The organism is Fibrobacter sp. UWB4 (assembly GCF_002210345.1).
Taxonomy (GTDB): Bacteria; Fibrobacterota; Fibrobacteria; order Fibrobacterales; family Fibrobacteraceae; genus Fibrobacter.
In genome coordinates this window covers 1-23,194 of sequence record NZ_MWQI01000001.1, presented here as the reverse complement: position 1 = coordinate 23,194, position 23,194 = coordinate 1, and the positions used below count along the sequence as shown (strand labels likewise).

Below are 23,194 nucleotides of genomic sequence, written 5' to 3'. Positions count from 1 at the left end.
AGCGCAGCGCGGCAATCCACACACTTGTCACGCACCTGCGCATCTAAGCAAAAAGCCCGAGATAAACTCGGGCTTTTTGTTATTCTAAAAAGCGATTTTAAACCTGTTCGTTATTATCCTTATTTTCCACCTCAGCAGAGGCTTCTGCAACAGCTTCGTTTTGTTCAGCCGCTTTCTTCTTTTTACTTGGTCTATGATCCCAAATAAAGCCAATCAGGCCAAACAAGATAATGCCAACAAGAATAGGGTTGTTTATGATAAAATTCCAAACATAAGCTCCAACTCCCGGTTCTGTTGCTTGATAGGCAATCAAATCAAACGTATCAGAAGGATCATCGCTAAATGCCAAGCGAACAGAAAGAATCTTTTCCTTAGCAACATCAACTATAATCGTTGCGCAAGACGAATCATCTGCACAAACAGGAACACGACCTTGAAGATCGCCCCATTCCGCCTTTTTGGTCACGTCAACGCGGTTTGTCGTTTTAATGACTTCTTTCAGAATTTCCAAATCAGTCATTTTCTTTATATTCAAGAAAACGTCACCCTCATCGAGCTTTAAGAGAATCCCCTGTTCCGTAAGAACAAAGCCATCTCCGGTATAGGTGTCCTTTTCCATAGCTTCTTTAATTTTCTTTTCGGCAACAGCACCCGTAACAGCACCAACGCCAGCACCGATAAGAGTTCCAAGGCCTTTCTTACCGGCATTTGCAGTAGACACCAACAACAGTACCGAAAGCAACAGAAGCAAGACGTTCGTCGATTTGAAAAAACGCATAATTTTCTCCTTTAAAAATGGATCTATAATGTACAAAAAAAATCCCGCAGCACACGCCACGGGATTCTCGAAAAGATTCGATCAATTAAAGATCAACAACTTCAGTCCAGCCGAACGGATCTTCAGCTTCACCGAACTGGATAGCCGTGTACTTGTTGAAAAGTTCCGTGCAGACCGGACCCGGATTCTTGCCGTCACCGTAAGTGAATTCCTTGCCTGCGACCGGATCCACAATCTTCTTGATCGGGGTGATCACGGCAGCCGTACCGCATTCAGCCGTTTCGCTGAATTCAGCAAGTTCTTCAAACGGAACCTGGCGACGTTCCACAGTGTAGCCGAGGTATTCAGCCAACTGCTGCAAGCTCTTGTTCGTAATAGACGGCAAGATGGATTCGGACTTCGGGGTCACGTAGGTCTTGCCCTTGATGCCGAAGAAGTTTGCCGGACCGCATTCGTCGATATACTTCTTTTCCTTTGCATCGAGATAAATCGTGCTGGAGTAACCGAGCTTCTTGGCTTCAGCAAGGGACTGAAGGCTTGCAGCGTAGTTACCGCCGACCTTCACCGTACCCGTACCCTGCGGAGCAGCGCGGTCGTAGTTGCGGCTGATCATCATATCCACCGGCTTGAACCCGTCCTTGAAGTACGGACCCACCGGAGTCACAAACATCATAAGCAAATATTCATCAGCAGGCTTCACACCCACTTCCGGACTCATACCAATCAGGAGCGGACGGATGTAGAGCGTTGCGCCATAACCATAAGGCGGAACAAAGCGCTTGTTCAATTTCACCACAGTGTGGACCATTTCGCGGAAAAGTTCAACCGGCGGAACAGCCATCAAAATGCGGTTGGCCGTATTCTGCATACGCTTAGCATTTTCTTCGACGCGGAAAATACGGACCTTACCATCCTTGCCCGTGTAAGCCTTGAGGCCTTCAAAACCTTCCTGGCCGTAATGCAAGCAAGTAGCGGCCATATGGATGCTGATGTCCTTGGAAGAAGATACTTCAATCTTGCCCCATTCACCATTGCGGTAGTAGCAGCGGACATTGTAATCGGTATCGTAATAACCGAAGGGGAGCGTCTTCCAATCGACATTTTTCAAATCAACTTGCATAGTATTAACCTTTTTTGCAAATGTGCATATTTAAAGGTATCATTCGGTACCGCTTGAAAAATACAATTATAAACGCCCTTTTGGCATCCCTTGTACAAAAAAAAGTGAAAAAATGACCGCTAGTTTTTAGTCATCGGTCAATGGTCATTAGCCACCCGTCATCCTGAGGAGCCAGCGACGATATAGAATTGTTGGTAATTTATTACCTTACAATTCTTAGGTTCGAAGGAGCAGGATCCAGTCAAGTCTCGGTATAAGACGGGGGACGACTCCCCCTCGCTCCAGCCTTGGCTCTAAACATGTCATGCCCGCCACCGAGCGGGCACCTCCCTCTAAAACAACACAAACACATCACTCGCCAAGTCTTACGCTACCCCTTCGAGCGGGCTTCAGGCGCCAGCCCGCAACGCCCGGCTTCAAGCACCCGCTCCAAAGCATCAATAGCAAGAGACCTATTTATTGAGAATCTGAACAAAAAATAGAAATGACACTCACTGACATTTCTATTTTTTATATTTGAAAAGGTATGAAAAAAAGTCAAAAGATTGACAAAGAATTGACCGCAATCAGCTTGTTTTCGGGAGCAGGAGGCTTAGATGTCGGCTTTGAATTAGCCGGATTCAACTCCGTTTTTGCAAACGAATTTGACCATGACGCAGCAGAAGCATGGCGGCTTAACCGTCCTTCAAAATCTCATGTAATGGTGGAAGGGGATATTAAAGACCACATTACTGATTTAGACAAATTCAAAGATATTGATGTTCTTTTCGGCGGTCCCCCTTGTCAAGGTTTTTCTGTCGCAGGTAAAATGGATCCTAACGACGAACGATCCCAAATGGTCTGGCTATTTATGGAAGCCGTAGGGAAAACGCGCCCTAAAGTATTCGTTATGGAAAACGTAGCCGCACTTGGCTTGCTAGACAAATGGGAAAATGTTCGTAAAGGTATTGTAAAGAAAGGGGAAAATCTCGGTTACGAGGTATCATTTAGAGTTCACCATACTTCAGAATACGGTGTTCCAGAAAAACGAGATCGAGTTATCTTTATCGGCGTCCGGAAAGATGTCGGGGCCGTAGATCAGTTCTATAAAAAATTAACCGCATACAAAGCAAAACCACAAACAGCTCGTGAAGTTATCTTATCCGCTGGAATATTTGGAGAAAAAGATAATCCACAAACATGTACGGCAAATGTATCTCTTGCAAAAAATCCTGTTATGCGACGTTCTCCTTACGCAGGAATGTTAGTCAATGGTGCGGGTCGCCCAATTGACCTGGACGACATAGCCCCAACACTTCCAGCATCTATGGGCGGGAACAAGACACCTATTGTTGATGAAATCGCATTACATAACGCAAGTATTCCCAACTGGTTCAAGCAATACCATACAGATTTAATCAACGGAAAAGCAGAACCCTCGAAAATCAAAATCCCGGCTACGATCCGCAGATTAACAATAAAAGAATGTGCGGCAATACAAACATTCCCCATCGGCTATAAATTCAGTGGCCGAAAAACCAAGCAATACAAACAGATAGGAAACGCGGTCCCATGCCGTTTTGCAGAAGCTGTAGCAAAATCCGTGTATGATGCGTATTGGGGAGAACGCTAATGGCCATTGACATAGATAAATCTGTAGCGACAAAATTACTTCACGAATCATATAAAGCATGTTCAAACATGCCTATAGTAAATTGTCCCATCAAGGATACTATTGATTTCGTAATGAACGGTAAGAACTGTTTGACATACCGTTATATTATGTTTACCGCTTTGCTTGCCAAGGCCATTGATCCCCAAATTGACATTTTGTCTTTACAAGCTGGCGATACATCAATTGGCGCATATGACGCTAGATCTCTAGCATCAAAAGTTGTTTATCCTTTTCAGAAAAATATTTTGGGAAATGTACTAGACGGAGCAAATAGCGATCCTTTAGTAAATAAACCAGGACGCTTTTTACGATTGGACAAATCTAACGCCGCCGCTGGTGGAGATCCAACAAAAGCGCTAGAACAACTATGTGACAATTTACCCAAAGTTCAAGATAGCCTTGAAGCTCGCAAATGTATCGATTACATCGTTTCAATGTTGCTTGATGCAAAAGCAGCTCGCGACATACAGCAATCTTTAATTCAAGAAAATTCTAGAAACATGAGCGTTTTCCGCGTTCGTGAATTCATGAGCGAATTACTGGATAAGGGATTTGGCGGAGCCGCTCTTGTCATTGTAACGACAGCTCTATACCATTTGCAATATTCGGATGACGAATACAAAATTTCAGCCCATCCCGTAAACCAATCGGGATCATCCAAAAGACAATTTAGCGATCTTGACGTATTCCGAAATGATTTGCCTTTTATAGCAACAGAATTGAAAGACAAACCGTTTTCATCCTCCGATGTTGACCATGCCGCAGAAACCGCTTACAAGGCACATGCAAAGAGTCTAATGTTTGTTGCCGGGCGACAATCGTCATTCGCATCTCAACCTCCAACTTACTTTGACAACGCCCGTAAAAAATACGCCGATAAAGGAATGTATGTCGGAGTTACATCCATCGACAACCTAATAGATACAATTCTTTCAGCACATATCGATTTAAACGCAGCCCACATAATTGACATCATCGCTAAAACAGCGGAATCAATCGGAGCGTTAGAAGCACAAATGTGGGTGTACGAGCGAATGTCAAATAAGAACTAACCCCCAAAATCCACATATTTCAATTTTTCCCAGTCACATTCTGTCTAGATAATGATATATTATTAAAGACAGTTTACACATAGGCGTAACAAGAAGGGGAAAAGCGAAATGAAAAATAGGATTTTCGCGTTTAACGACGCTGTCTCTTTTGAAAGGGAGCTAGCCCAGTTTAGCAACTGGAGCAAAGAAAACGGTTCACCAACCGTATTTTTCCAGATTCATTCCGAAGAGCAGAATCCCGAAAAACTGAAACCCATCTGGAATATCCTGGAACGCGTTTTCCCAAATGCGCCATGGTTTGGAGGCTCCACTAGCGGAAACATAGTAGATTGCGAAAAAGCCAGTGAAATTTCAATATCCGCCATCATAATCGAAAGACCGACTACAAAATTCCAAATTTATCAGTACGACTTTTCCAAAAAATCAATTAGCGACATCGCCCACGAAATTGCAGAAGAGACACTGCGAACCCCCTGGGTAAAAGCCATCGAAATCTACCACTGCATACCGCCGTTTTCGACGACGCTTCTCTGTGAAGGTCTTGACGCCTTGGCTCCGGACATCCAGATTTTTGGAGGCATCGTCTGCTCCCCCGACATCACAAGCCCCAATTCCTGTATATTTTCCTCAGTAGGTGGATATAGCAAGACAGGCCTTTTAGTCGTGTTCTACGGCGGTAAGGATTTTCATGTTGAATCTCGCAAGATCAGCGGTTGGAAGCCTATCGGCCGCAACTTCCACGTCACCCGTTCCCAAGGAAACGTCCTCTACGAGTTGAGCGGCATCCCCGCCTACGAAGTGTACAACAAGTACCTGAACATCCAAAACGACAAGAACTTCATCTACAATGCGCTTGAGTTCCCGATGCTCTATGAACATAACGGAATTTCTATCGTGCGTTCCGCAGGAGCAAGCAATCCGGACGGATCGCTCACCATGTCTTCGGATATTGACGAAGGCTCGATTGTCCGCCTGTCGTATGGCGAGCCGCAGTTGATCATTGAAAAAATCAAGGCAGAAAGCGAAAACGCAGAACATTTCGCCCCTGAAGTCCTACACATATTTTCCTGCGCCGCAAGAAAGGCTTTCTGGTCGCAACACGATCCAACTTTTGAACTAGCATCGTTTAAGGGAATCGCCTCTAACACAGGATTTTTCTCGCATGGAGAATTTTTGCGCGAAAAAGGGCATTTGAACCAGCATAACATCACGCTCGTCATAGCATCGATGCGCGAAGGCCCGATCACGAAACGAGAACACGCCAAAAGCGAAATCATTTCCACAAAAAGAACCACACGTTTGCCACTTGCCGCCCGCATGGCCACGTTCATTCGCGAGACCTCGTTTGAACTGGAACAGATAAACAGCAGGTTACGCATAATGAACGAGCACCTGCAAGATGTCGCTACGACAGACAGCTTGACAGGTCTTGAAAACAGACTCGCATTCGATTCGCTTTTATCAACGATTAGCCAGGAAAACACCCAAAAGAACTTATGGACCATGTTCTTGATGGACGTGAACGGTCTCAAATACGCAAATGACACTTTTGGCCACCAAGCAGGCGACGAACTGATCAAAGCTGCGGCCAACGCCATCAAAAAAGCATACGGCGCGAGCGGTAACTGTTTTAGAATCGGAGGCGATGAATTTGCAGTAATCACACATGCTCCGCTGGACTTGCATTTCCACCTGTATTCCGCTTTACAGAACAATATCAAGGAATACAACAAAAAGGCGCTGTACCATTTGTCGATAGCGGTCGGCAAAAGTCGCCTGCATAACGATTCCGGAACGCGCAAGTCCATTAGTGACTGGAAAATGGAAGCCGACTTGAACATGTACCGCGACAAAGTGCGTTACCACAAGCCCGTAAAAAACAGCGACAATCAGAGCCTCAGGGATCTAGTTTCTTGCCTGATTTCAATCGTGGAAGCAAAGGATCCCTTTACGGCAGACCACTCCGAACGAGTGAAGGCGTTCTCGGAACTGATCGCCCGTTCCTTAGGGCTTTCGGAAAGTTCCATATCGTTGATTACGCATGCGGCGCAATTGCACGATATTGGTAAAATGGGAATCAGCGACTACATCCTTGAAAAGCCTGAAAAGCTCACCGACGAAGAGTTCGAAATCATCAAGCAGCATCCGGTCATTGGCGCAAAGATTCTACTGCAATCAAACTATACACAAGAACTGGTGCAGATCGTCTTACACCACCATGAACGCTATGACGGTCGCGGCTACCCGGAAGGTCTCAAGGGCGAAAGCATCCCGATAGGCGCCCGCATAGTAGCCATTGCAGACTCGATAGACGCCATGACGAGCAAGCGAATTTACCGTGACGCCATGTCGCTCAATTACTGCCGCAATGAAATCGAAAAGAATCTGGGCATAATGTACGACCCCGCCATCGGCAAAGTCACACTCGAACACTGGAACGAGATTGTCGATACATTAATGAACATGCGTACCGGCCGTCCCAAAGTGATTTAAATAGCAAAAAGCTCTCGGTCAATCCCGAGAGCTTTTTTTCAAATTATCGTTTATCTCTATCAATCCACGGGCGTTCGTTCTTGCCAATGTAAATCTGGCGCGGACGGTTGATCTTGCTCTGCGGATCGTCGTGCATTTCCTTCCAGTGGGCAATCCAGCCCGGCAAGCGGCCAATCGCGAACATCACCGTAAGCATGTTCGTCGGGATGCCCATTGCGCGGTAGAGAATGCCAGAGTAGAAGTCCACATTCGGGTACAGCTTACGTTCAACGAAGTAATCGTCCTTGAGGGCGGCTTCTTCGAGCTTGATAGCCACATCCAAAAGCGGATCGTGCACATGTTCGCGTTCAAAGACCTGGTACATGAGCTTCTTAAGCACCTTGGCGCGCGGGTCATAGCTCTTGTAAACACGGTGACCAAAGCCAGAAAGACGGAACGGATCGTTCTTGTCCTTAGCCTTTGCCATTACCTGTTCAATCGTCATGCCGCTCTGCTGGATGCGGAGGAGCGTTTCAAGCACAGCCTGGTTTGCACCACCGTGGAGCGGTCCCCACAAAGCACAAATGCCGGCGCAAATGCTAGCGTAAAGGTTAGCCTGAGAGCTGCCCACCATACGAACGGTCGAAGTGGAGCAGTTTTGTTCGTGGTCCGCATGGACAATGAGAAGCGTGTTGAGCGCCTTTTCCATGATCGGATCCGGGTGGTACGGGCGAGCCTTACTGCTGAACATCATGTTGAGGAAGTTGCTGCAGTAGCTACGTTCCGCTTCCGGGTACACGAACGGTTCACCGATACTTGCCTTGTAGGCAAATGCGGCAATCGTGCGGATCTTGGAAATGAGACCAGCGGTCGTGAGTTCAAATGCACTTGCGATGTTTTCGTCGTCGTAGAAACGCGGCGTGAAAAGACCCACGGCATTCACCACGGACGAGAGGATACCCATCGGGTGGGCTCCCGGCGGCATTTCACGGAAGAAGTGCAGCAAGTTCTCGTGCAACAAGGCGTTTTCCGTCAAGAGCGTACGGAAATGGCTCAACTGTTCCTGGTTCGGGAGTTCACCGTAAATCAGGAGCCAAGCGGTTTCCGGGAAAGTCGCCTTTTCTGCAAGATCTTCAATGGAGTATCCTCGGTAGCGCAGCACACCATGTTCGCCATCGACGAACGTGATAGAGCTTTTGGTGCTACCGGTGTTCAAGTAACCGTAATCCAGCGTGACAAGGCCTGAACTCTTGCGGAGTGCGCTAATATCGAGACCGTGCTCGCCTTCAGTGCCATCAACGACGGGGAGTTCAAAGCTTTTTCCGTTGTAGTTTAAGGTCGCGTTATTGGACATGGAATCTCCAAGGGGTATGAGGTATGGGGTTGTGAGGTCGCTCGCAAGGCTCGCTTTGAGGCGCAACTCCGTTGCTTCGGGTTTTATAATCGCACCCTATGGGTGCCATACTTTAGCCCAAAGTGCCGAAGGCACGACCTCATAGCTCATTGCCCATGCCTACTTCATCTTCATGATGCAATTATAGATATTTTCAAAGAGCTTGCCGAGCTTTTCGGTCGGGACAGCGCTGAATGCAATGCGGATAAGGCCGGAGAGCATGATCGTGCCCGTGCTGTAATCCTTGATGAGCTTCTGGCGGAGTTCTTCGGCGTCAACGCCCTTCGGCTTGATGCACATAAAGTAACCGCTGTTGCACGGCATCTGTTCAAAGGCGTCGTTATATTCCGGATGAGCGGCGAACACCTGCTTGATAATGTCGTAACGCTTCTTGAGCGTTGCATACTTTTCAGCCTTCTGCTGAGCGTATTCGGCGCTCTGGTAAGCAGCGAGCAAAATCTTCTGGCTAATAGACGGTGCATTAGAGATGTTGCCACGAACCGTACCGGCAGCCTTGTCTTCGAGAGCCTTGAGCTGAGCTTCAGTGGCGCCCTTGAAACCGAAGGACATAAAGCCAACGCGGAAGCCCCAAACATAGTCTTCCTTGGTCGGGCCATCGAGCTTCACGGCGAGGAGGTTTTCGTGAGCATCCACGAGCTTCACGAAGAGGGATTCCTTCGTCACGCCATCTTCATAGACGAGTCCAAAGTAAGCATCGTCGAGGAGAGCAACAACCTTGTTACCGGCAGCGGCGCATTCCGTGAGGATCTTTGCGATTTCGACAGCTTCCTTTTCGGTAGCGGTGTAACCAGTCGGGTTGTTCGGGAAGTTGAGGAGAACGACTTTCTTGTTGCTCTTGCTTTCGGCGAGGGCGGCCTTCAAGGCTTCCGTATCAAAACCACCGTTCTTGAAGGTGTTGAAAGTCTTGATCTTTGCGCCACGGGCGTTTTCGAACACGAGTTCGTAGTTGTCCCAGTAGAGGTCCGGGATAATGACTTCGTCACCCTTGTCAAGGAACATGTAACCGGCGCAGCTGATAGCGTGCGTCAAAGCGGCCGTCACGACCGGGTTGCTGAAGTTCTTGGATGCAAGCGTCGGGTTCTTCTTCACGACCTGGGCCTTCCATTCCTTGCGGAGGTCCGGATTACCAAAACTCGGTGCATAGAGGAAAGCCTGCTTCGGGAGGTTCAGAGACTTGAGAACGCAATCCAGAACGAGCGGAGAGCCGTCATCTTCGAGAGCTGTACCGATAGTCGCATTGATGTCGGAGCCCTTGGCTTCGGCACCCTGGCCAAGAATACCCTTGCGCGGGAAGAAAATGGCCTTGCCCTGTTCAGAGAGCATGTCAAGAACGCAGCAACCGTTAGCGGAGAGTTCTGCATTCAAAGCTTGAGCGAGAGGATTGTAGTTCATTCTCAATGTCCTGTTTTGAAATTTCCGCGGGGCAATTTAGAAAATTTAGAGTCCTCCCGCAAGATTAAAAGGACATCAAAAAAGCGGTTAATGAAAGATTCTTCGTCATCCTGAACGACAGTGAAGGATCCAGTCATTTTTTACAACTAGATATTACTGGATTGACGGCAACTCCGTCCGAGGCTTCGGCTCAAAAATAGGCCTGCAAGCAGCCCTGCTTTATTCGCCTTGCACTCGTTTCTTCGGGCAATGCCCTCAGAATGACGCAATCAACCTTTACAATTATTGTAACAAATCAATCTTCGAACTTGGTTTTCATGATCTGTTCGACGGTTTCGCGGTTTTTCACGAAAGCATCGACCACTTCCGGGTCAAAATGCGTACCGCTATCCTCGGTAATGATGCGGAAAGCCTCATCCACCGAGAACGCCTTCTTGTACGGGCGTTCCGAAACGAGCGCGTCATACACATCCGCGACCGCCATAATGCGAGCCGAAAGCGGAATATCCTTCCCCTTCAAGCGCTCCGGATAGCCTCGCGAGCCATCCCACCATTCGTGGTGGCTGTAGGCAATTTCCTTCGCCATCTTGAGGTAAGCCGTCTCGCCCAAGTTCTTCGATGCACGCACGAGCATATCGCGGCCATAAACCGTGTGCTTCTTCATTTCTGCAAATTCTTCGTCCGTCAGCTTGCCCGGCTTATTCAAAATCACATCAGAAATGTTGATTTTGCCGATGTCATGGAGCGGAGCCGCCACAGCGATCGTCGAAACAAACGCATCGTCAATTTCAGGTTCCTTGCCATCGCGCTGCAACTGTCGCGCAATCAGCTCGGCATAAGCCGCCGTACGGCGCACATGGCCACCCGTCGTCTCGTCGCGATTTTCCACCATGTCGCCAAGCACTGTAATGATGTTCGTCTGGAGAGCCGCAATCGAGGCCGCCTGGTACTCGGACTTGTTGATGTACAAATCAATTTCTTCGACCGCCTTGATAATCGCCGAATGCAGATTCTCAATTTCATTGCCCGTAACCACTTCAAGGCCCTTGATCTGGTCAATCGACGTCCGACGCCCTTCGCTGCTATCGTAGGCAAAATGGTCCATTTCAAGCGTCATTTCGTGAATCGGGTAAACCACCCTGCGGTTTGCAATCAAGATGGCCGTAAACACAATCGCAAGCAAAAGTCCAAACAGCGTCGAGAAAATCTTCGTGCAAAACAGCACCACGCTAATTCGAATTGCCGCAAGACTGAACTTGGTACAGACCGGATTCGGAGCTTCGGTACAGACAATCGAGACATCCCACTTGCCCGTCTCGTGCATGCCAGGCGTAATCGTCAAAATGCGCGGGTGCTTTCCCTTGAGTTCATGAATGTACTCGTGAAGCGTCGTCGAATCCGCATTCTGGATAGCGTCCGAAACAAGACGGTTCACAGACTCCGCCAAAAGCGTCGTCTCATGGATTTCAGCTTCGGAATACGTCTTGTAAGCGACCGCCGTAGCCACCACCGCAAGCGCAAAGCTCGACACAAACAAGAGCGCCGTCACCTGCGCCTTGAGCGTATGGATTTCGTTTTTGGAACGGTAACGGTCTTCGTGCGAGCGGCCCGAAACAGAATCAAACGCCTTGACAAACCAACGCGGCGTCAAGTGAATCAGCACATAAGCCACAAGAATCGAAATCGACTTGTCCGGGATTTCCGTACAGAAATCCGCCAAAATCTGCGACAACAAAACTGGAAGCCCGCCCTCGTGCAAAGCCGTCGCAATCGGCGTCACCACATTCTCGGCAATCTTGAAGTCAAAAAGGAAATACGAAAGCACCGAGCAGGGGATGCTCAAAATCATCAGCATCCCAAGCAGCATCGGCAAACGGGAAACATGGTGGAATGCCCCACGCCTTGCCGCAATTCCCGCGCACACGGCAATCATCACATTGATCGTGCCGTAATAATACGTCGAAGAATCGACAAAACCGCCAATGAAGTTCGTCAAGAACCCGACAATCGCGCCCGGGCTAAACCCACCAATCACAGCCACGACAATCGTACCCACGCTATCCAGGTACAGCGGCAATTTGAAATAGATGGCTAAATCGGCAAGCAGTCGGTTGACAACAATGCCGATGACAATCAGAATAATAATCTGGACGAGCTTATGGGCAGAAACGAATGTTTTCACATTCTGTATATAGAATATTTTTTTAACAATTGCAAAAAAAAGCGTGATTTATTTAACACTTCCATCTCCAGTAATTATAAAATCAGGAACATGCCTATTTCCAAATCCATTGATGTCAATTCTATAATTGCCTTCAGGCAGACCAAAAAAGATGACATACCCATTCTTATAGTCTTCTTCCGTCACCTTATAGCAAGGATAGAATAAAGATGGAACAAACCGAACACCTGAGGGAACAACAACTTCATTCAGGGCGACGCAAATACCATCACCATCTTTCCCAATATTTTTCGTCATTGTTTCATTCCATCTTTCATTATCGCGTTCATCATATTCCAAAGTACTATCCACTTCAGTCGCAAAAAGAGAATCCAAATAAAATTTTGCCGTGTACACTGGTTCCACAACAATTTTTCCCAAATCGGCCACAGGATCATCATCAACGACTGCAACCGTGGCTTTCGAAAATTCCATAAATACATTCGCACCTAGACTAAAGTCCGCAGAAAGTGCCCGCAACTGGATCAATTCATAATCAGGAAGATATTTACCCTTAGGATCATCCATTTGCAAATACGTAAGGAAATGCACACTATCTATGTAGAAATAGCCATCCTTATCGGTAACATGCTGGCAACGCTCATCATCAAAAGAACAATAATTTTCATAAATAACCGCCCCCACTACAGGCTGGCCTTCTGAATCAACGATCTGACCTCTTGTCTTTATATAGAGATAGATATCATCATGAGCCGAACAGGAAATGCGGAAATATTGGACAACCTCAGTCTCAGCACTATCAACTTCAGCAACACCTTCCGATTCCACATTAACAGCGCTCTTGGCTAGAGAACCACAACCATGACCTTCGTTAACAACTTTGCGGAGATAAGTCGTATCCAATTCAGCAATGGGCATTCCTGAGCGAATCACAGGCTTGCCCGTCTGCGTTTCGCTATATGACGAAGCCATACCGTTATCATTTTCACTACAGGACGTAAGTACAACAAGACCAAGCATCGCCATAGCAACGCCCAACTTTGCAACTTTATCAGAAATCATAACTATTCCTCCTCGATTTATTTTTTTAAATTTGTGAACAAGTGAATATTCAACTGGTGAACCCCAGTCGCTTCTTTTTTATCTTGCGTAATAATCTTGCGCACCTTAGCTTTCAAGTTCTGAATTTCCAAGGCAATTTCTTTATACGCATCGTCCGAAACGCTGAACGTGAACGTACCCATGTCCGACGGATTATCGTCATCGGCAAGCAGCGCCTGCTTCGAAAGCTCAAAGCACTGCAACTGGTATTGGCGCACCAAGTCGCTATTGTTGTAGGCACCGCTACTCACCGAATCGCGAGAGCTTTTCCAAAAGCCGTCTTCGTTCTTGCGCACAAAGCCAATGCGTTCCAGCAATTCAAGCGAACGTTTCAAAGTTCCCACGGAGACCTTCGGGAAAATGCGCTTCTGGATCGGTTCAAGATCATCCGAAACATCCATCACATCCAACGCCGTAAACAACACACTATTATACCAGTGGTTGTAATACTCGTAGGCATCTTCGTTCAAGATGTGGTGCGGATCCGGATGCTGCTTGATGAGTTCATCAAAAAACGCATTGCGTTCCGTCGTCGTTTTCGCCTGATCGAAATTCACCATCGTTTCAAAGTATCTGGCCTCTTTCTTGTTGAGTCCAAGAACTTCCACAAACTTGGGAATCATGCGCCCGGTAAGCTTTTTTCCTTTGACGATATCGTTGTAGTAACTGCGAGTCTTTGGGAGGCCAAGCAAAGCGCAGGCACCAGCCCTGGTAAATTCAGGGTCCGTCTGCATTCGTGCCGCCTGGTATTCATCCAAGTACTTGCGGAAATGAGTAAACTGGAATATGTCAATAAACTTGTCCATACTCCAAATGTACTCAATTTTTGACTCAAAGTCAATAGACTAACGCAAATTTTTGAGATTTTTTTTGAGTACTTGTTAAGCCGTACTTTGTCATGCCCGCCACCGAGCGGGCACCACCCTCTCGTACCTGAGCTATTATCTTCCTTTGAATTGATCACCGAACTTGAGTTCAGTTTCTTTGGCGCCGTTGAGGTTCACGAGGCGTTCCGGCTCAAAGACCATTTCACGGGCAATCCCGTCCTTGAGCTTTTCAACCTGATCGAGCATTTCCGCAGCCGATTGGCACGTCAAAAGCGCCTGCCGCACCGACATCGCGACATTATCGCTCTCTTGAACACCGTCAAAACGCACTGGATCCTTCACTCCGTTCAGGATGACGGAACGGTTTTCTCTCTCGTCTCTCGTCTCTCGTCTCTCTTCTAAACAAAAACCTTTGCACAGTCTCGCGGCGAGCTGTTTCATACGGCCCATCGCATTCATTTCCGTCGCCCCATCCTCAATCTTAAACTTGTAATAGAGCGGGAACACATCAAGTGCTTCTTGCGCGGTTATCACATGCTTTTCGCGACCTTCCCATGCATCTGCAATTTGCCCGAAAATCCACGGGTTATGCATCGCCCCGCGCCCAATGCTCACGCCCGAAACGCCGTAAGTGTTGATGCGTTCGCGTGCGCATTCGACGCTATTCACATCGCCATTTCCAATCACAGGAATCTTCGCCGCAGCGGCTACTTTGCCAATCCAGTCCCAGTTTGCAAGGCCGTTATACCCCTGCAAACGCGTACGACCGTGAACCGTGAGCATTTCAACGCCCTCGCCCTCGGCGATCTTGAGCGTTTCCATCACGTTAATGCTATCGTCGTCCCAGCCAATACGGCACTTAAGCGTGAGCGGAATCTCCGGCGTCTTTGCGTCCAAAACCGCCTTCACATCGTGCAGAATCTCTTGCAAACGCGGCAAGTCCCGCAAAAGTCCAGAACCGCTCCCCTTGCCCGCCACCTTCGGCGCCGGACACCCCGCATTCACTTCGATGAATTCCGGGTGATAACGCTCGGCAATCTTGCCAGCTGCTGCCGCCATACGGTCCGGGAAACGCCCAAAAATCTGCACACCAAACGGGCGCTCTTCCGGAAAAAACTTCAGCTGCTTATGTCCATCCGGGTTGAACACGGCATCGCCATCCGTCGGAACAAACTCAGAAACCAAAAGTCCCATGCGGTCGCCCGAAAGCACCCTGCAAAGCCGCCGAAACGGAGCATCGGTCACTCCATCCATCGGACTGAGAATCGTATTGGGGAAAATCTCCTTGTTTCGGAGATTAAAACGGACCTTTTTAGGCAAATTATCAATCTTCAACATTTAAGTCACAACTATTCACAAATATTCCGCAATGTGAACCCGAAAAAGATATTTAATTTCGCTTCAACCATCACTCTAAGTCTATGTTAAACTTATATTTAGTGTGTGGCTAATATAACTAAACAATCTCTTATTCAGGAAATCGCCAAATCCACAGGATTTGTGCGCAATGATATTAAAATTGTTGTCGAACAGTTCCTCGACCTCCTCGGCGAGAAGCTTATCGAAGGCAATACTATTGAAATTCGCGGTTTCGGCACGTTCGCCTGCAAGCCCCGCAAGGCTCGCCCGGCACGCAACCCCCGCACTGGCGAAACAGTCCTCATCGACGAACGCCTGGTCCCGACATTCAAGTTCAGCAACGACATTAAGGACAAGATCAATTCGCTCGAAGGCATCCTCGGCGAAGCCTCTGTACAGCCGGAACTTGAAACCGAAGACGAAATCGTACACGTCGGTAGCGACGACGATTCCATCTAAATGAACTTTGAACCTATTAGCTCAGGCAACGCAAACGCCTGATACGAAAGAGCCGGCTTGAACGCCGGCTTTTCTTTTTCTTTGTCATGCCCGCCACTGAGCGGGCATCTCCTTTATTACGACAGTGCAGCGACTTCTTCTTCGGTGAGGAATCGCCAACCGCCCTCACCCAATGTGCGATCCAGAACAACCGGTCCAATCGCAATGCGTTCAAGCGTCTCGACGTGATTGCCGACCGCAGCGAACATGCGGCGAACCTGGTGGTACAGTCCCTCGCCAATCGAGATGTCCACGGCATCTCCGTTCACTTCAATCTCGCGAGCCAGCACCGGACGTCTTTCGTCCTTGAGCATCACACCCGCCAAGAGTTCCGCCTTCTGTGCATCTGTAAACGGGCGTGCAAGCGTCACGCGATACTTTTTCCAGAGTCCCTTCTTCGGGCTTTCGACCTTGTGGATAAAGTCACCTTGATTCGAAAGCAGCAAGAGTCCCGAAGAATCCGCATCCAAACGCCCGACGGACTGGATGCCCATTGCCGTGAAGCGTTCTGGCAATAAATCATACACAGGCTTGTGGTCACGGGCGTTGTGGCTGCATTCCACATCCGTCGGCTTGTAAAGCATCACGTACAATTTTTCGACCGTTGGCGTTTCTTCGCCATTCACCGTGATGAATTCCGGACGCGTCTTGAATTCCATGAACGGGTCATCGAGAACCTTGCCATCCAGTTCCACAAGGCCCATGCGCACTAACCCACGCGCATCCTTGCGGCTGCCAAAGCCCATCGAAGCAAGCAATCGTTCCAAAGTCAAAACAGCCATCAGTCCTCCAAAATAAATTCAAGAATCCGCCTGCGGATAAATCCGAGTTGCGGGAGTTCATTTGTTTTAATCACATGTGCACGACGGCGCCAAAAGCTAAACGCCAAAATTCCAGCCAGCACAAGCGTTTCCAAAGTAAAGCAGAAAATGCGGAGCAACGTAATGTTCAAGCGAACCGAGCCAACTGCGCGGAGTTCCTTTTCGTTACACCAGTCCATTCTCAAGTCCCAATCGCCAACGTACGGGTACGCCTTCAAGAATCCGTTCACCGCAGCAATATAGCCCATGGTCTGGTAATCCGTGCGGATGCCCTCGACAAAGCAATCGCTAAAGCGCACACGGAAGAGCGTAAGCGCCGACTTCAAAATTTTCAGAATGTACTTGAACGCCCTAGCATCAAGATCCGGCGTCAAAATGATGGTCCAAAATTCACGGTCCGAAAGCTTGCGCTTTTCCTTTTTCGGCTTTTTATCTTCGGCGTTTTTTTCATCATCGGGCTTCTCGGATTCCGCAGCTTTTGCATCAGAAGAAACTTCAACTACAGGCGAAGATTTTACTTCCACAGGATGCGCACTCTCGCTGCTTGCGCTAGACTTTACTGGATGGGTCACAGCCCCACCCCCTTGGGCTCGGTCATGCCCAAGCTCGCTTGGTCGCGACTCTCGCTTTTCGGGGGTGTCTTCGGCTCGCAATGACGAATCCTGAGGATTTTTAATTCCTAATTCAGTCCCTGCCGGAGCATCCATCGGTTCCGTCTTAGGTGTTTCAGTAGGCTTTTTCGCAACCGCTTCAGTCGGCGGCGCATCTAGTTTCTCGTCTCTCGTCTTTGGACAATCGCTTCGCTCTTGTCCCAAATGCTGATCTCGGTCATGCCCAAGCGAGCTTGGTCGCGACTCTCGATCTACGCATTTGTCGTCTCCTTCAACCGCCAGCTCCTTACTGCCGACTTCTTCCTTCCACTTCTTCTCGTACTCGTAAATTTTCTTCTTGAAAAAAAAGAAAAGCGCCCGCACACCGCGCTCCCCGGCCTCGAAATCAATCCGAAACGAAAACGGGAAAAGCAGTAGCACAAGCGCTACAACGAGAATTGCACAAAAAAGCCAGGAAAAAAAGCCCATTACTTTTCGGCTTCGTCAGCCTTCTTGCTGATAATGTCGATCAATTCGGCAAAGCTCTTGTCTTTCAGAATCTTGCTGAACTGTTCCTTGTAGTTGCGGGCCGTAGAAAGGTCGTCGATGACCAAGTCCCAAGCCTTCCACTTGCCATTCACAAGTGTCATCTTGTATTCGAGCACCGATTCCTTGCCCTTGTTCCACAAGTGAGCCACAACGCGAGCATCGTCCGTTCCCTTCATCTTGGCCGGTTCGTAAATCGTGGAATCGGCGCGATAAAGTTCAAGGCGGTTTGCACTGGAGTTGCGGACCATGCGCTGGAATTCCGTCACGAACTTCTGCTGGGATGCTTCGTCCTGGGCCTTCCAGTCGCTTGCAGCCAAGGACTTCTTGGCCAAGAGGGCAAAGTCAAAGGAATCATTCAACAAGCTCTTAACGCGTTCCGTTTCTTTCGCGGTACGTTTAGACTTCTTGATGATGTTCTGCAATTCTGCGTCCTTGCTTTTTACAACAGAAACCGGATCGTCCGCAGCAAAAGCTAAAAGAGACGCGCAAGCAATGGCAATAAGTATTTTCTTAAACATCTTGATACTCCTCATTTACTTATTAAAATACGAATTATACTCCCGAATTGACAAACCCATCTTTGCCACTAATCCGGCAAATTCGACATTATATCGGCAAACTGCGAAATAATAATCTTTTTGCATGGTTATGTTCTGCGTATAGGCCGATACAAGAGCACCCGTCTGGGATTTATCAAGGTCGTATTTCATGGCGGCATCTTTCAAAAGCGCTTCCGTTGCACGTAAGCTTTCACGCAAGGCATCGAGCTTTCCCTTGGCGGCAACAACCTGGTAATACTGTTCTATAGCCTTCGAAACAAGCCCATCCGTAGCATAGCTTTCTTTCAAGCGAAGACCGCGATAGTCTGTTCTCGCCTGGCGGAATTCTTCCCATGTTTTCCAGAAATTCAAACGGTATCTCAGGCCAATACCAATAAGCCCTGAAATTTTGTTAACGGCATCCTGGGCAAAAGCGCTTTTCTGCAATACATTGCGGTTTCCGGCCCAGCTCTTGACATACTCGAACTCGCCCATGACAAAGAATTCCGGAGCAAGCCTTGCTTCCGCCAAATCCATCTGTAGCTTTCTGGCCCTTAGTCCAGCATCCAGCTGCTTCAGCTCAGGATTATGCTTGATCGTGAGTTCGCGAACCTGTTCTTCCGTCGGCAACGGTTCTTTTCTCATTGCAAGCACAGAATCTTCCGTCACAAACGGATCCTCTTCCGACAAGCCAAGCACAAACCGAATCATGAGCATGACACGCTTCATCCCAAGGTCCGCTTCAATCACGCCTTCCTTGACGGTATGCATTTTAGCCTTGAGATTCAACAGGTCCGTCTGCGAGACCGTCGGTTCATCCTCATCTAAAGCTTCTTCGAGCTGATCGTACGCCTTGTCAACCTGTTTCTGGGCATCGCCTGCAACGCGCTTCATTTCAAGCGCAAGAAGGTAATTGTAATAGTAAGTCTGGAGTTCGACTTCTTTCTTGAGAACTTTATTTTCGATCTCGAACGTCTTTTGCTGCAAATCCGCTTCCAGCGCCTTTTTACCCGTCTGGTATTGACCTAAATTTAACGGCTGGATAAATTTTGCCTGAACAGCCCAAAAAGGCCCCATTCGAGAAAAATCATACGTATCTACAGTATCGCCCCAGTTATCTACGGTCTCCTTTAGACCGGGCGCAGGCCCGACCATCATTGAGACATTCAAAGTCGGCAAAATAGCTTCGGCCTTGAGCGAACGCATTTTATCGGTCTTGCTTTCCAAGCCGAACTTCGTCTCGGCTACCTGCGGATCTTTCGCAAGCCCCTGTTCAACAAAGCGCAGGCAATCATAACGGACATCGCCCGCTAAGGCAACCCCCGCCAACGCCAGTATAAAAAAGACATTCCTTATCACGCCTAGAATTTAGAAAAAAGATTTAAGCCCCTACAGCCTCAGATTTATCTTTTGATTCCCAAAAGGCTATTTAAAAGGAGCAGTGCTTTACCAGATCCTTGTATTTCGCAACAACGCCCTCATAATAAAAAGTCGGAAGCGGAAGATTCTTTTCCAGAAGCTTGTCAACGGCCGTATGACCGAGATTATACGCGACCAGGGCATCCCTCCAATTGCCATACTTTCCGATAAGGCGAATCAAGTACGCCGACCCCACAACCACATTTACTTCAGGGCGCAACAAGTCAGCCTCGCTTTCGATAACAAGTCCAAATCTACGACCTATAGACTTAGCCGTTTCTAGCTTTATCTGCATGAGTCCTAGTGCGCCCGAGAATTTACCAGTCTGGAAACGTCCACGCGCATACGGGTTGCCGCGGCTTTCTTGCGCCACGACAGCAAGGATGATCAAAGGATCGAGCGAATACGACTGCGAAATCTTCCACAAGTGCTCCGCCAAAATGCGAAAGCTCACTTCGGACAGGCGGTCACCAAGCATGTACGTGAGCGCCTTTTCGATTTTCACGTAATCAAGCGTCCACTTGCCCACGACCTCCAAGTGTTCTAGGTCATTGTGAAGGACGCGCTCCTGATAAGCCATCTTTTCAAGCTTAACACGGTTTGAATACCATTCGCTCGCAAAAAAGAATAAAACTGCAAAGCCAATGATAAACAGAACGCTAACGCTCATCGAAGAGAGACGAACGCTACTTTTCACGCCGATCTTTCTCCAAATATTCTAGATACGAGACCCAGTCCTGAATCGCGCCAAAAGAACTGAGCAAAGTCGTATCCTGAACAACACCAAGCTTACGCATCGGGCCAATCGCCGATTCCAGTCGGTCTATTTCGCGGATGTAACGGGCTTTCTGGCTTTCAAGCGCCGTTATCTGCGCCTGCTTATCAGAAATCTCACGCCCTTGCCCAACGACGATGACAAACAACGTAACAGCCCAGCCAATCAGGAAAAGCGCCACAGAAATCGCAAAGCCAGGAGATAGGCTAATGGACCTTTTTTCATAGTGGAAACCCACCAAGTGAACTTGCTTGGAAATCCCCGACTTACGGTAATCCTCACGGTTCCTGTAAATTTCAAAAATGTTGCGGTACCGTTCAAAATAAGCTTTCAGCTCTTCACTCTCGAACAGCAAGATGAGAGTTGCCTTCTGCTGCTTGATCAAGTTCAGAATTTCAAGGAACAGGCTGCGATAAGCTTCGGTCGTAAAACGCACATTCTGGAGATTCACAAAAAAGAACACGCCCGGCCCACGCACTAGCATTTCTAGCTTTTCACGAACAGCCGAAAGCTGGTATTCGCCAAGAATGCCAAACAGCGAAATTTCAACTTCTTCGCCGCGATCTTCTACCTGGATGTCAATCAAGTCAGCCCGCACAATTTACCTCTTGGTCACTGACACTGAAATCTTGAACGATTTGCGGTCAAGCACCTTGAACGGAGCGTTCCAGAACGGGAACACGCGAATACCTTGAAAAGCCTGCGGCGCAGCCGACGATGTCGCCCCAAAGATGGAGCCTACAAAAATAGATGTCGGTCGGTCAAAGCCCATGCGGAAAACACAGCCGCCCTTTTCGTCGCGAATTTCCAGCAACCGTCCATCCGGGTACAAAAGCGGCTCGACCATGTTCCACTTGACATTCTTGCCATCAATCCAGACTTTGTTAACATCACCCCGAGACAGAAGTCCAAGCTCAAGAATCGTCCCGAAATATCCCTTCGTGTTCACGTATGCAAGGTTATCGATAGCATACGAGACCGTAAACTTGGCAGCGTCGCCCTGGAACGTAAAGACCTTTTTGATTTTGAACAAAGCCTTGCGTTCTTCATTTACAAAGCCCTGTTCCTCGTCAAGCATAATCTCCGTGCCGGATTCCGAACGGAGAATGCGGTAGTCATACAGGTCGGCAAGCAAGTGCTTGCGGTCATAGAGCATCTGCTCCAGCTTGACCGGTGTAAAGTCCATATTCGGGAGGAGGCAATCCAAAAACGCAAACGAAGGTTCGCCGTCGTCACGCCAGGAATTCACTAAGTTAATCTTTGCCCCTTTATAATTCCAAGCCCGGAGCGCTCCGCCGATGCCGCAATCAAGCAAGTAAGACGATTCTGGATTTTCGCAAAAGAGAACTTTTTTGCCACGTAGCAAAAAGTCGCACACATCCACGCGAAGCCCCGAGAAACCAGTCAGGTCGTCGAGAATCTGCGATGCCGCAATCAAAAGCTTGTTCGAGCGCTTACGGACCATCATGGAACGCATGCCCGAGCGATTGAACATGTCCCTAAAATAAAGGGGGGCCATTGCCGGCAAAAGCGCATGGCAAAATTCAAGCCACTTCTTGCCCGAAAGCACACAGCGGGCTCTCCTGTACAAATTCAGGAAAGTCTTGTGGTGCATATTGATTTCTGGACGACGAATCAATAGTTCGCGGCAAGTCCGTGCAGTCGAAGGCAAACCAATTTTGCGCCCCGCCGAAACAAGGAAGCTAATCGTACCGCAAGTTTCAAGCTGGTCAACCGCAAAACCGACGGTTCTAGTCTGAACCTCATTTGTCTCGACAAAATCTACAAAGCGTCCAAAGAAATCAATAATCTCAGCCGGTTCAGAAGGAATATCTAAAAGCGCAATGGCAGACTTACCATCGCGGCAATACTGTTCTGCGACAGAGCGCCAAGAAAGATTATCTTCGGCAATCGCTTTCGAAAGCGTCTCGGACACAGGGACAATGCGGATAAGCGCACCGCGATCTTCAAGCGTAAACCATCCCGAAACGGGCGTCGATCGACCAAGTGCATCTTGCACAGCAGATTCCGTCACCAGCGCATAGTCAAAACGAGAACGCTCCAGCACATCGGCCATGCCCGGCTCCCACACCAGCGAGGAGTTGAAATACCCCTGCGGTTCTGCGTCAAGAACCTTCTTCAAGTAGTTGCGATGCAGTTCCAGCTGCATCATCTGCAAATCTTCCGGGAAAAGCGGCAGCATCGGATCGTAATAGCCACCGCCTAAAAATTCAAGAACCCCATTGCGAATCGCATTCTGGATTTTGCCGAACATCAAGGGCTTTGCCACATTGTAAAGCGCCTCGATCACAGGCCCATCCAAGAAAATGGAGCACTTTACCTGTTCCGAGTTCAGAAGAACATTCAATCCTTCGAGCAAGTTACGCGCGACCGCCTCAAGGTTTTCATACGAGGTCGATGGCGACATCTGCAATACAAAGGATATTCTAGGATTCATGCGACAAAGAATAGCAATTTTAGTTAGTGGTTATTGGTTATTAGTCGCTAGAAATTGCTAAAACAAAGATGTTTTTCAGAAAGTTCATTTAGGACAAAATAAAAAAGCCCCCTCGGTCGTTTGTTCGACCAAGGGGGCGTGAATCCAGCGGCGACCTACTCTCCCGGACCCGAGGGCCAGGTACCATCGGCGAT

Annotated in this window: 19 protein-coding genes; 4 read left to right on the top strand and 15 right to left on the bottom strand. The window is 48.3% G+C overall.

The genetic code is table 11. The features are described 5' to 3' along the window. Positions 1 to 97 precede the first annotated feature (97 nt). Both B7990_RS00100 and B7990_RS00095 read right to left on the bottom strand, forming a co-directional pair. Positions 98 to 778: a hypothetical protein gene (locus B7990_RS00100; protein ID WP_088639060.1), complete on the bottom strand. Its 681-nt coding sequence runs from the start codon at positions 776 to 778 to the stop codon at positions 98 to 100. An 85-nt stretch (positions 779 to 863) separates the two neighbouring features. Further along, on the bottom strand, positions 864 to 1,928 hold the full coding sequence (locus B7990_RS00095) for a branched-chain amino acid aminotransferase (RefSeq protein ID WP_254917330.1): 1,065 nt from the start codon (positions 1,926 to 1,928) through the stop codon (positions 864 to 866). A 496-nt stretch (positions 1,929 to 2,424) separates the two neighbouring features. Between B7990_RS00095 and B7990_RS00090 the strand changes: the two genes are divergently transcribed. The 3 genes from B7990_RS00090 to B7990_RS00080 all read left to right on the top strand — a co-directional run bounded on the left by B7990_RS00090 (position 2,425) and on the right by B7990_RS00080 (position 7,097). Beyond that, positions 2,425 to 3,510, top strand: coding sequence for a DNA cytosine methyltransferase (locus tag B7990_RS00090; RefSeq protein ID WP_206673984.1), 1,086 nt, complete (start codon positions 2,425 to 2,427; stop codon positions 3,508 to 3,510). Beyond that, positions 3,510 to 4,604, top strand: a complete 1,095-nt coding sequence (locus tag B7990_RS00085) for a restriction endonuclease, SacI family (protein ID WP_088639058.1) — start codon at positions 3,510 to 3,512, stop codon at positions 4,602 to 4,604. The genes B7990_RS00090 and B7990_RS00085 overlap by 1 nt, the downstream gene beginning before the upstream one ends. 108 nt (positions 4,605 to 4,712) lie before the next feature. Next, positions 4,713 to 7,097 carry an HD domain-containing phosphohydrolase gene (locus tag B7990_RS00080; RefSeq protein ID WP_088639057.1) on the top strand — a complete coding sequence of 795 codons (2,385 nt, stop codon included), beginning with the start codon at positions 4,713 to 4,715 and terminating at the stop codon, positions 7,095 to 7,097. Between the two features lie 43 nt (positions 7,098 to 7,140). Here the strand turns inward: B7990_RS00080 and B7990_RS00075 are convergent, their stop codons facing one another. The 6 genes from B7990_RS00075 to B7990_RS00050 form a co-directional block, all read right to left on the bottom strand. Continuing rightward, entirely contained in the window at positions 7,141 to 8,430 is a 1,290-nt protein-coding gene (locus B7990_RS00075; RefSeq protein WP_088639056.1) for a citrate synthase, read from the bottom strand. Between the two features lie 159 nt (positions 8,431 to 8,589). After that, positions 8,590 to 9,882 carry an aminotransferase class I/II-fold pyridoxal phosphate-dependent enzyme gene (locus B7990_RS00070; protein ID WP_088639055.1) on the bottom strand — a complete coding sequence of 431 codons (1,293 nt, stop codon included), beginning with the start codon at positions 9,880 to 9,882 and terminating at the stop codon, positions 8,590 to 8,592. A gap of 295 nt (positions 9,883 to 10,177) precedes the next feature. After that, on the bottom strand, positions 10,178 to 12,064 hold the full coding sequence (locus tag B7990_RS00065) for an HD-GYP domain-containing protein (RefSeq protein WP_088639054.1): 1,887 nt from the start codon (positions 12,062 to 12,064) through the stop codon (positions 10,178 to 10,180). Between the two features lie 48 nt (positions 12,065 to 12,112). After that, a complete protein-coding gene (locus tag B7990_RS00060; protein WP_088639053.1) occupies positions 12,113 to 13,126 on the bottom strand; it encodes a hypothetical protein in 1,014 nt (337 codons plus the stop codon). A gap of 17 nt (positions 13,127 to 13,143) precedes the next feature. After that, positions 13,144 to 13,971: a TIGR02147 family protein gene (locus tag B7990_RS00055; RefSeq protein WP_088639052.1), complete on the bottom strand. Its 828-nt coding sequence runs from the start codon at positions 13,969 to 13,971 to the stop codon at positions 13,144 to 13,146. A 135-nt stretch (positions 13,972 to 14,106) separates the two neighbouring features. Next, entirely contained in the window at positions 14,107 to 15,330 is a 1,224-nt protein-coding gene (locus B7990_RS00050) for a tRNA-dihydrouridine synthase (RefSeq protein WP_088639051.1), read from the bottom strand. A 105-nt stretch (positions 15,331 to 15,435) separates the two neighbouring features. Here B7990_RS00050 and B7990_RS00045 point away from each other — a divergent pair, with 105 nt between their 5' ends. Beyond that, positions 15,436 to 15,810, top strand: a complete 375-nt coding sequence (locus B7990_RS00045; RefSeq protein WP_088639050.1) for an HU family DNA-binding protein — start codon at positions 15,436 to 15,438, stop codon at positions 15,808 to 15,810. Positions 15,811 to 15,926: 116 nt separating this feature from the next. Here B7990_RS00045 and B7990_RS00040 read toward each other — a convergent pair whose 3' ends face one another. From B7990_RS00040 to B7990_RS00005, 7 genes are all read right to left on the bottom strand, one after another. Then, positions 15,927 to 16,631, bottom strand: coding sequence for a pseudouridine synthase (locus B7990_RS00040; protein ID WP_088639049.1), 705 nt, complete (start codon positions 16,629 to 16,631; stop codon positions 15,927 to 15,929). Beyond that, positions 16,631 to 17,749 (bottom strand): hypothetical protein, encoded by a 1,119-nt coding sequence (locus B7990_RS15030; protein WP_254917242.1) that lies wholly within the window; start codon positions 17,747 to 17,749, stop codon positions 16,631 to 16,633. The genes B7990_RS00040 and B7990_RS15030 overlap by 1 nt, the downstream gene beginning before the upstream one ends. Then, a complete protein-coding gene (locus B7990_RS00025) occupies positions 17,749 to 18,327 on the bottom strand; it encodes a phospholipid-binding protein MlaC (protein WP_088639048.1) in 579 nt (192 codons plus the stop codon). The genes B7990_RS15030 and B7990_RS00025 overlap by 1 nt, the downstream gene beginning before the upstream one ends. Positions 18,328 to 18,342: 15 nt before the next feature. Further along, on the bottom strand, positions 18,343 to 19,707 hold the full coding sequence (locus B7990_RS00020) for a TolC family protein (protein WP_088639047.1): 1,365 nt from the start codon (positions 19,705 to 19,707) through the stop codon (positions 18,343 to 18,345). A 70-nt stretch (positions 19,708 to 19,777) separates the two neighbouring features. Then, complete coding sequence (locus B7990_RS00015) at positions 19,778 to 20,464, bottom strand: lytic transglycosylase domain-containing protein (RefSeq protein WP_088639046.1); 687 nt, start codon at positions 20,462 to 20,464, stop codon at positions 19,778 to 19,780. Next, positions 20,454 to 21,140: a hypothetical protein gene (locus B7990_RS00010; RefSeq protein ID WP_088639045.1), complete on the bottom strand. Its 687-nt coding sequence runs from the start codon at positions 21,138 to 21,140 to the stop codon at positions 20,454 to 20,456. Before B7990_RS00010 ends, B7990_RS00015 begins: the two co-directional genes overlap by 11 nt. 3 nt (positions 21,141 to 21,143) lie before the next feature. Further along, on the bottom strand, positions 21,144 to 23,000 hold the full coding sequence (locus B7990_RS00005; protein WP_088639044.1) for a glycoside hydrolase: 1,857 nt from the start codon (positions 22,998 to 23,000) through the stop codon (positions 21,144 to 21,146). Between the last annotated feature and the right edge of the window lie 194 nt (positions 23,001 to 23,194).

What these genes read in the sequence shown, in the direction of transcription:
- B7990_RS00005 (WP_088639044.1), bottom strand. Translation starts at nt 23,000, where the DNA reads ATGAATCCTAGAATATCCTTTGTATTGCAGATGTCGCCATCGACCTCG.
- B7990_RS00070 (WP_088639055.1), bottom strand. Translation starts at nt 9,882, where the DNA reads ATGAACTACAATCCTCTCGCTCAAGCTTTGAATGCAGAACTCTCCGCT.
- B7990_RS00040 (WP_088639049.1), bottom strand. Translation starts at nt 16,631, where the DNA reads ATGGCTGTTTTGACTTTGGAACGATTGCTTGCTTCGATGGGCTTTGGC.
- B7990_RS00090 (WP_206673984.1), top strand. Translation starts at nt 2,425, where the DNA reads ATGAAAAAAAGTCAAAAGATTGACAAAGAATTGACCGCAATCAGCTTG.
- B7990_RS00055 (WP_088639052.1), bottom strand. Translation starts at nt 13,971, where the DNA reads ATGGACAAGTTTATTGACATATTCCAGTTTACTCATTTCCGCAAGTAC.
- B7990_RS00075 (WP_088639056.1), bottom strand. Translation starts at nt 8,430, where the DNA reads ATGTCCAATAACGCGACCTTAAACTACAACGGAAAAAGCTTTGAACTC.
- B7990_RS00080 (WP_088639057.1), top strand. Translation starts at nt 4,713, where the DNA reads ATGAAAAATAGGATTTTCGCGTTTAACGACGCTGTCTCTTTTGAAAGG.
- B7990_RS00050 (WP_088639051.1), bottom strand. Translation starts at nt 15,330, where the DNA reads ATGTTGAAGATTGATAATTTGCCTAAAAAGGTCCGTTTTAATCTCCGA.
- B7990_RS00100 (WP_088639060.1), bottom strand. Translation starts at nt 778, where the DNA reads ATGCGTTTTTTCAAATCGACGAACGTCTTGCTTCTGTTGCTTTCGGTA.
- B7990_RS00025 (WP_088639048.1), bottom strand. Translation starts at nt 18,327, where the DNA reads ATGTTTAAGAAAATACTTATTGCCATTGCTTGCGCGTCTCTTTTAGCT.
- B7990_RS00085 (WP_088639058.1), top strand. Translation starts at nt 3,510, where the DNA reads ATGGCCATTGACATAGATAAATCTGTAGCGACAAAATTACTTCACGAA.
- B7990_RS15030 (WP_254917242.1), bottom strand. Translation starts at nt 17,749, where the DNA reads ATGGGCTTTTTTTCCTGGCTTTTTTGTGCAATTCTCGTTGTAGCGCTT.
- B7990_RS00060 (WP_088639053.1), bottom strand. Translation starts at nt 13,126, where the DNA reads ATGATTTCTGATAAAGTTGCAAAGTTGGGCGTTGCTATGGCGATGCTT.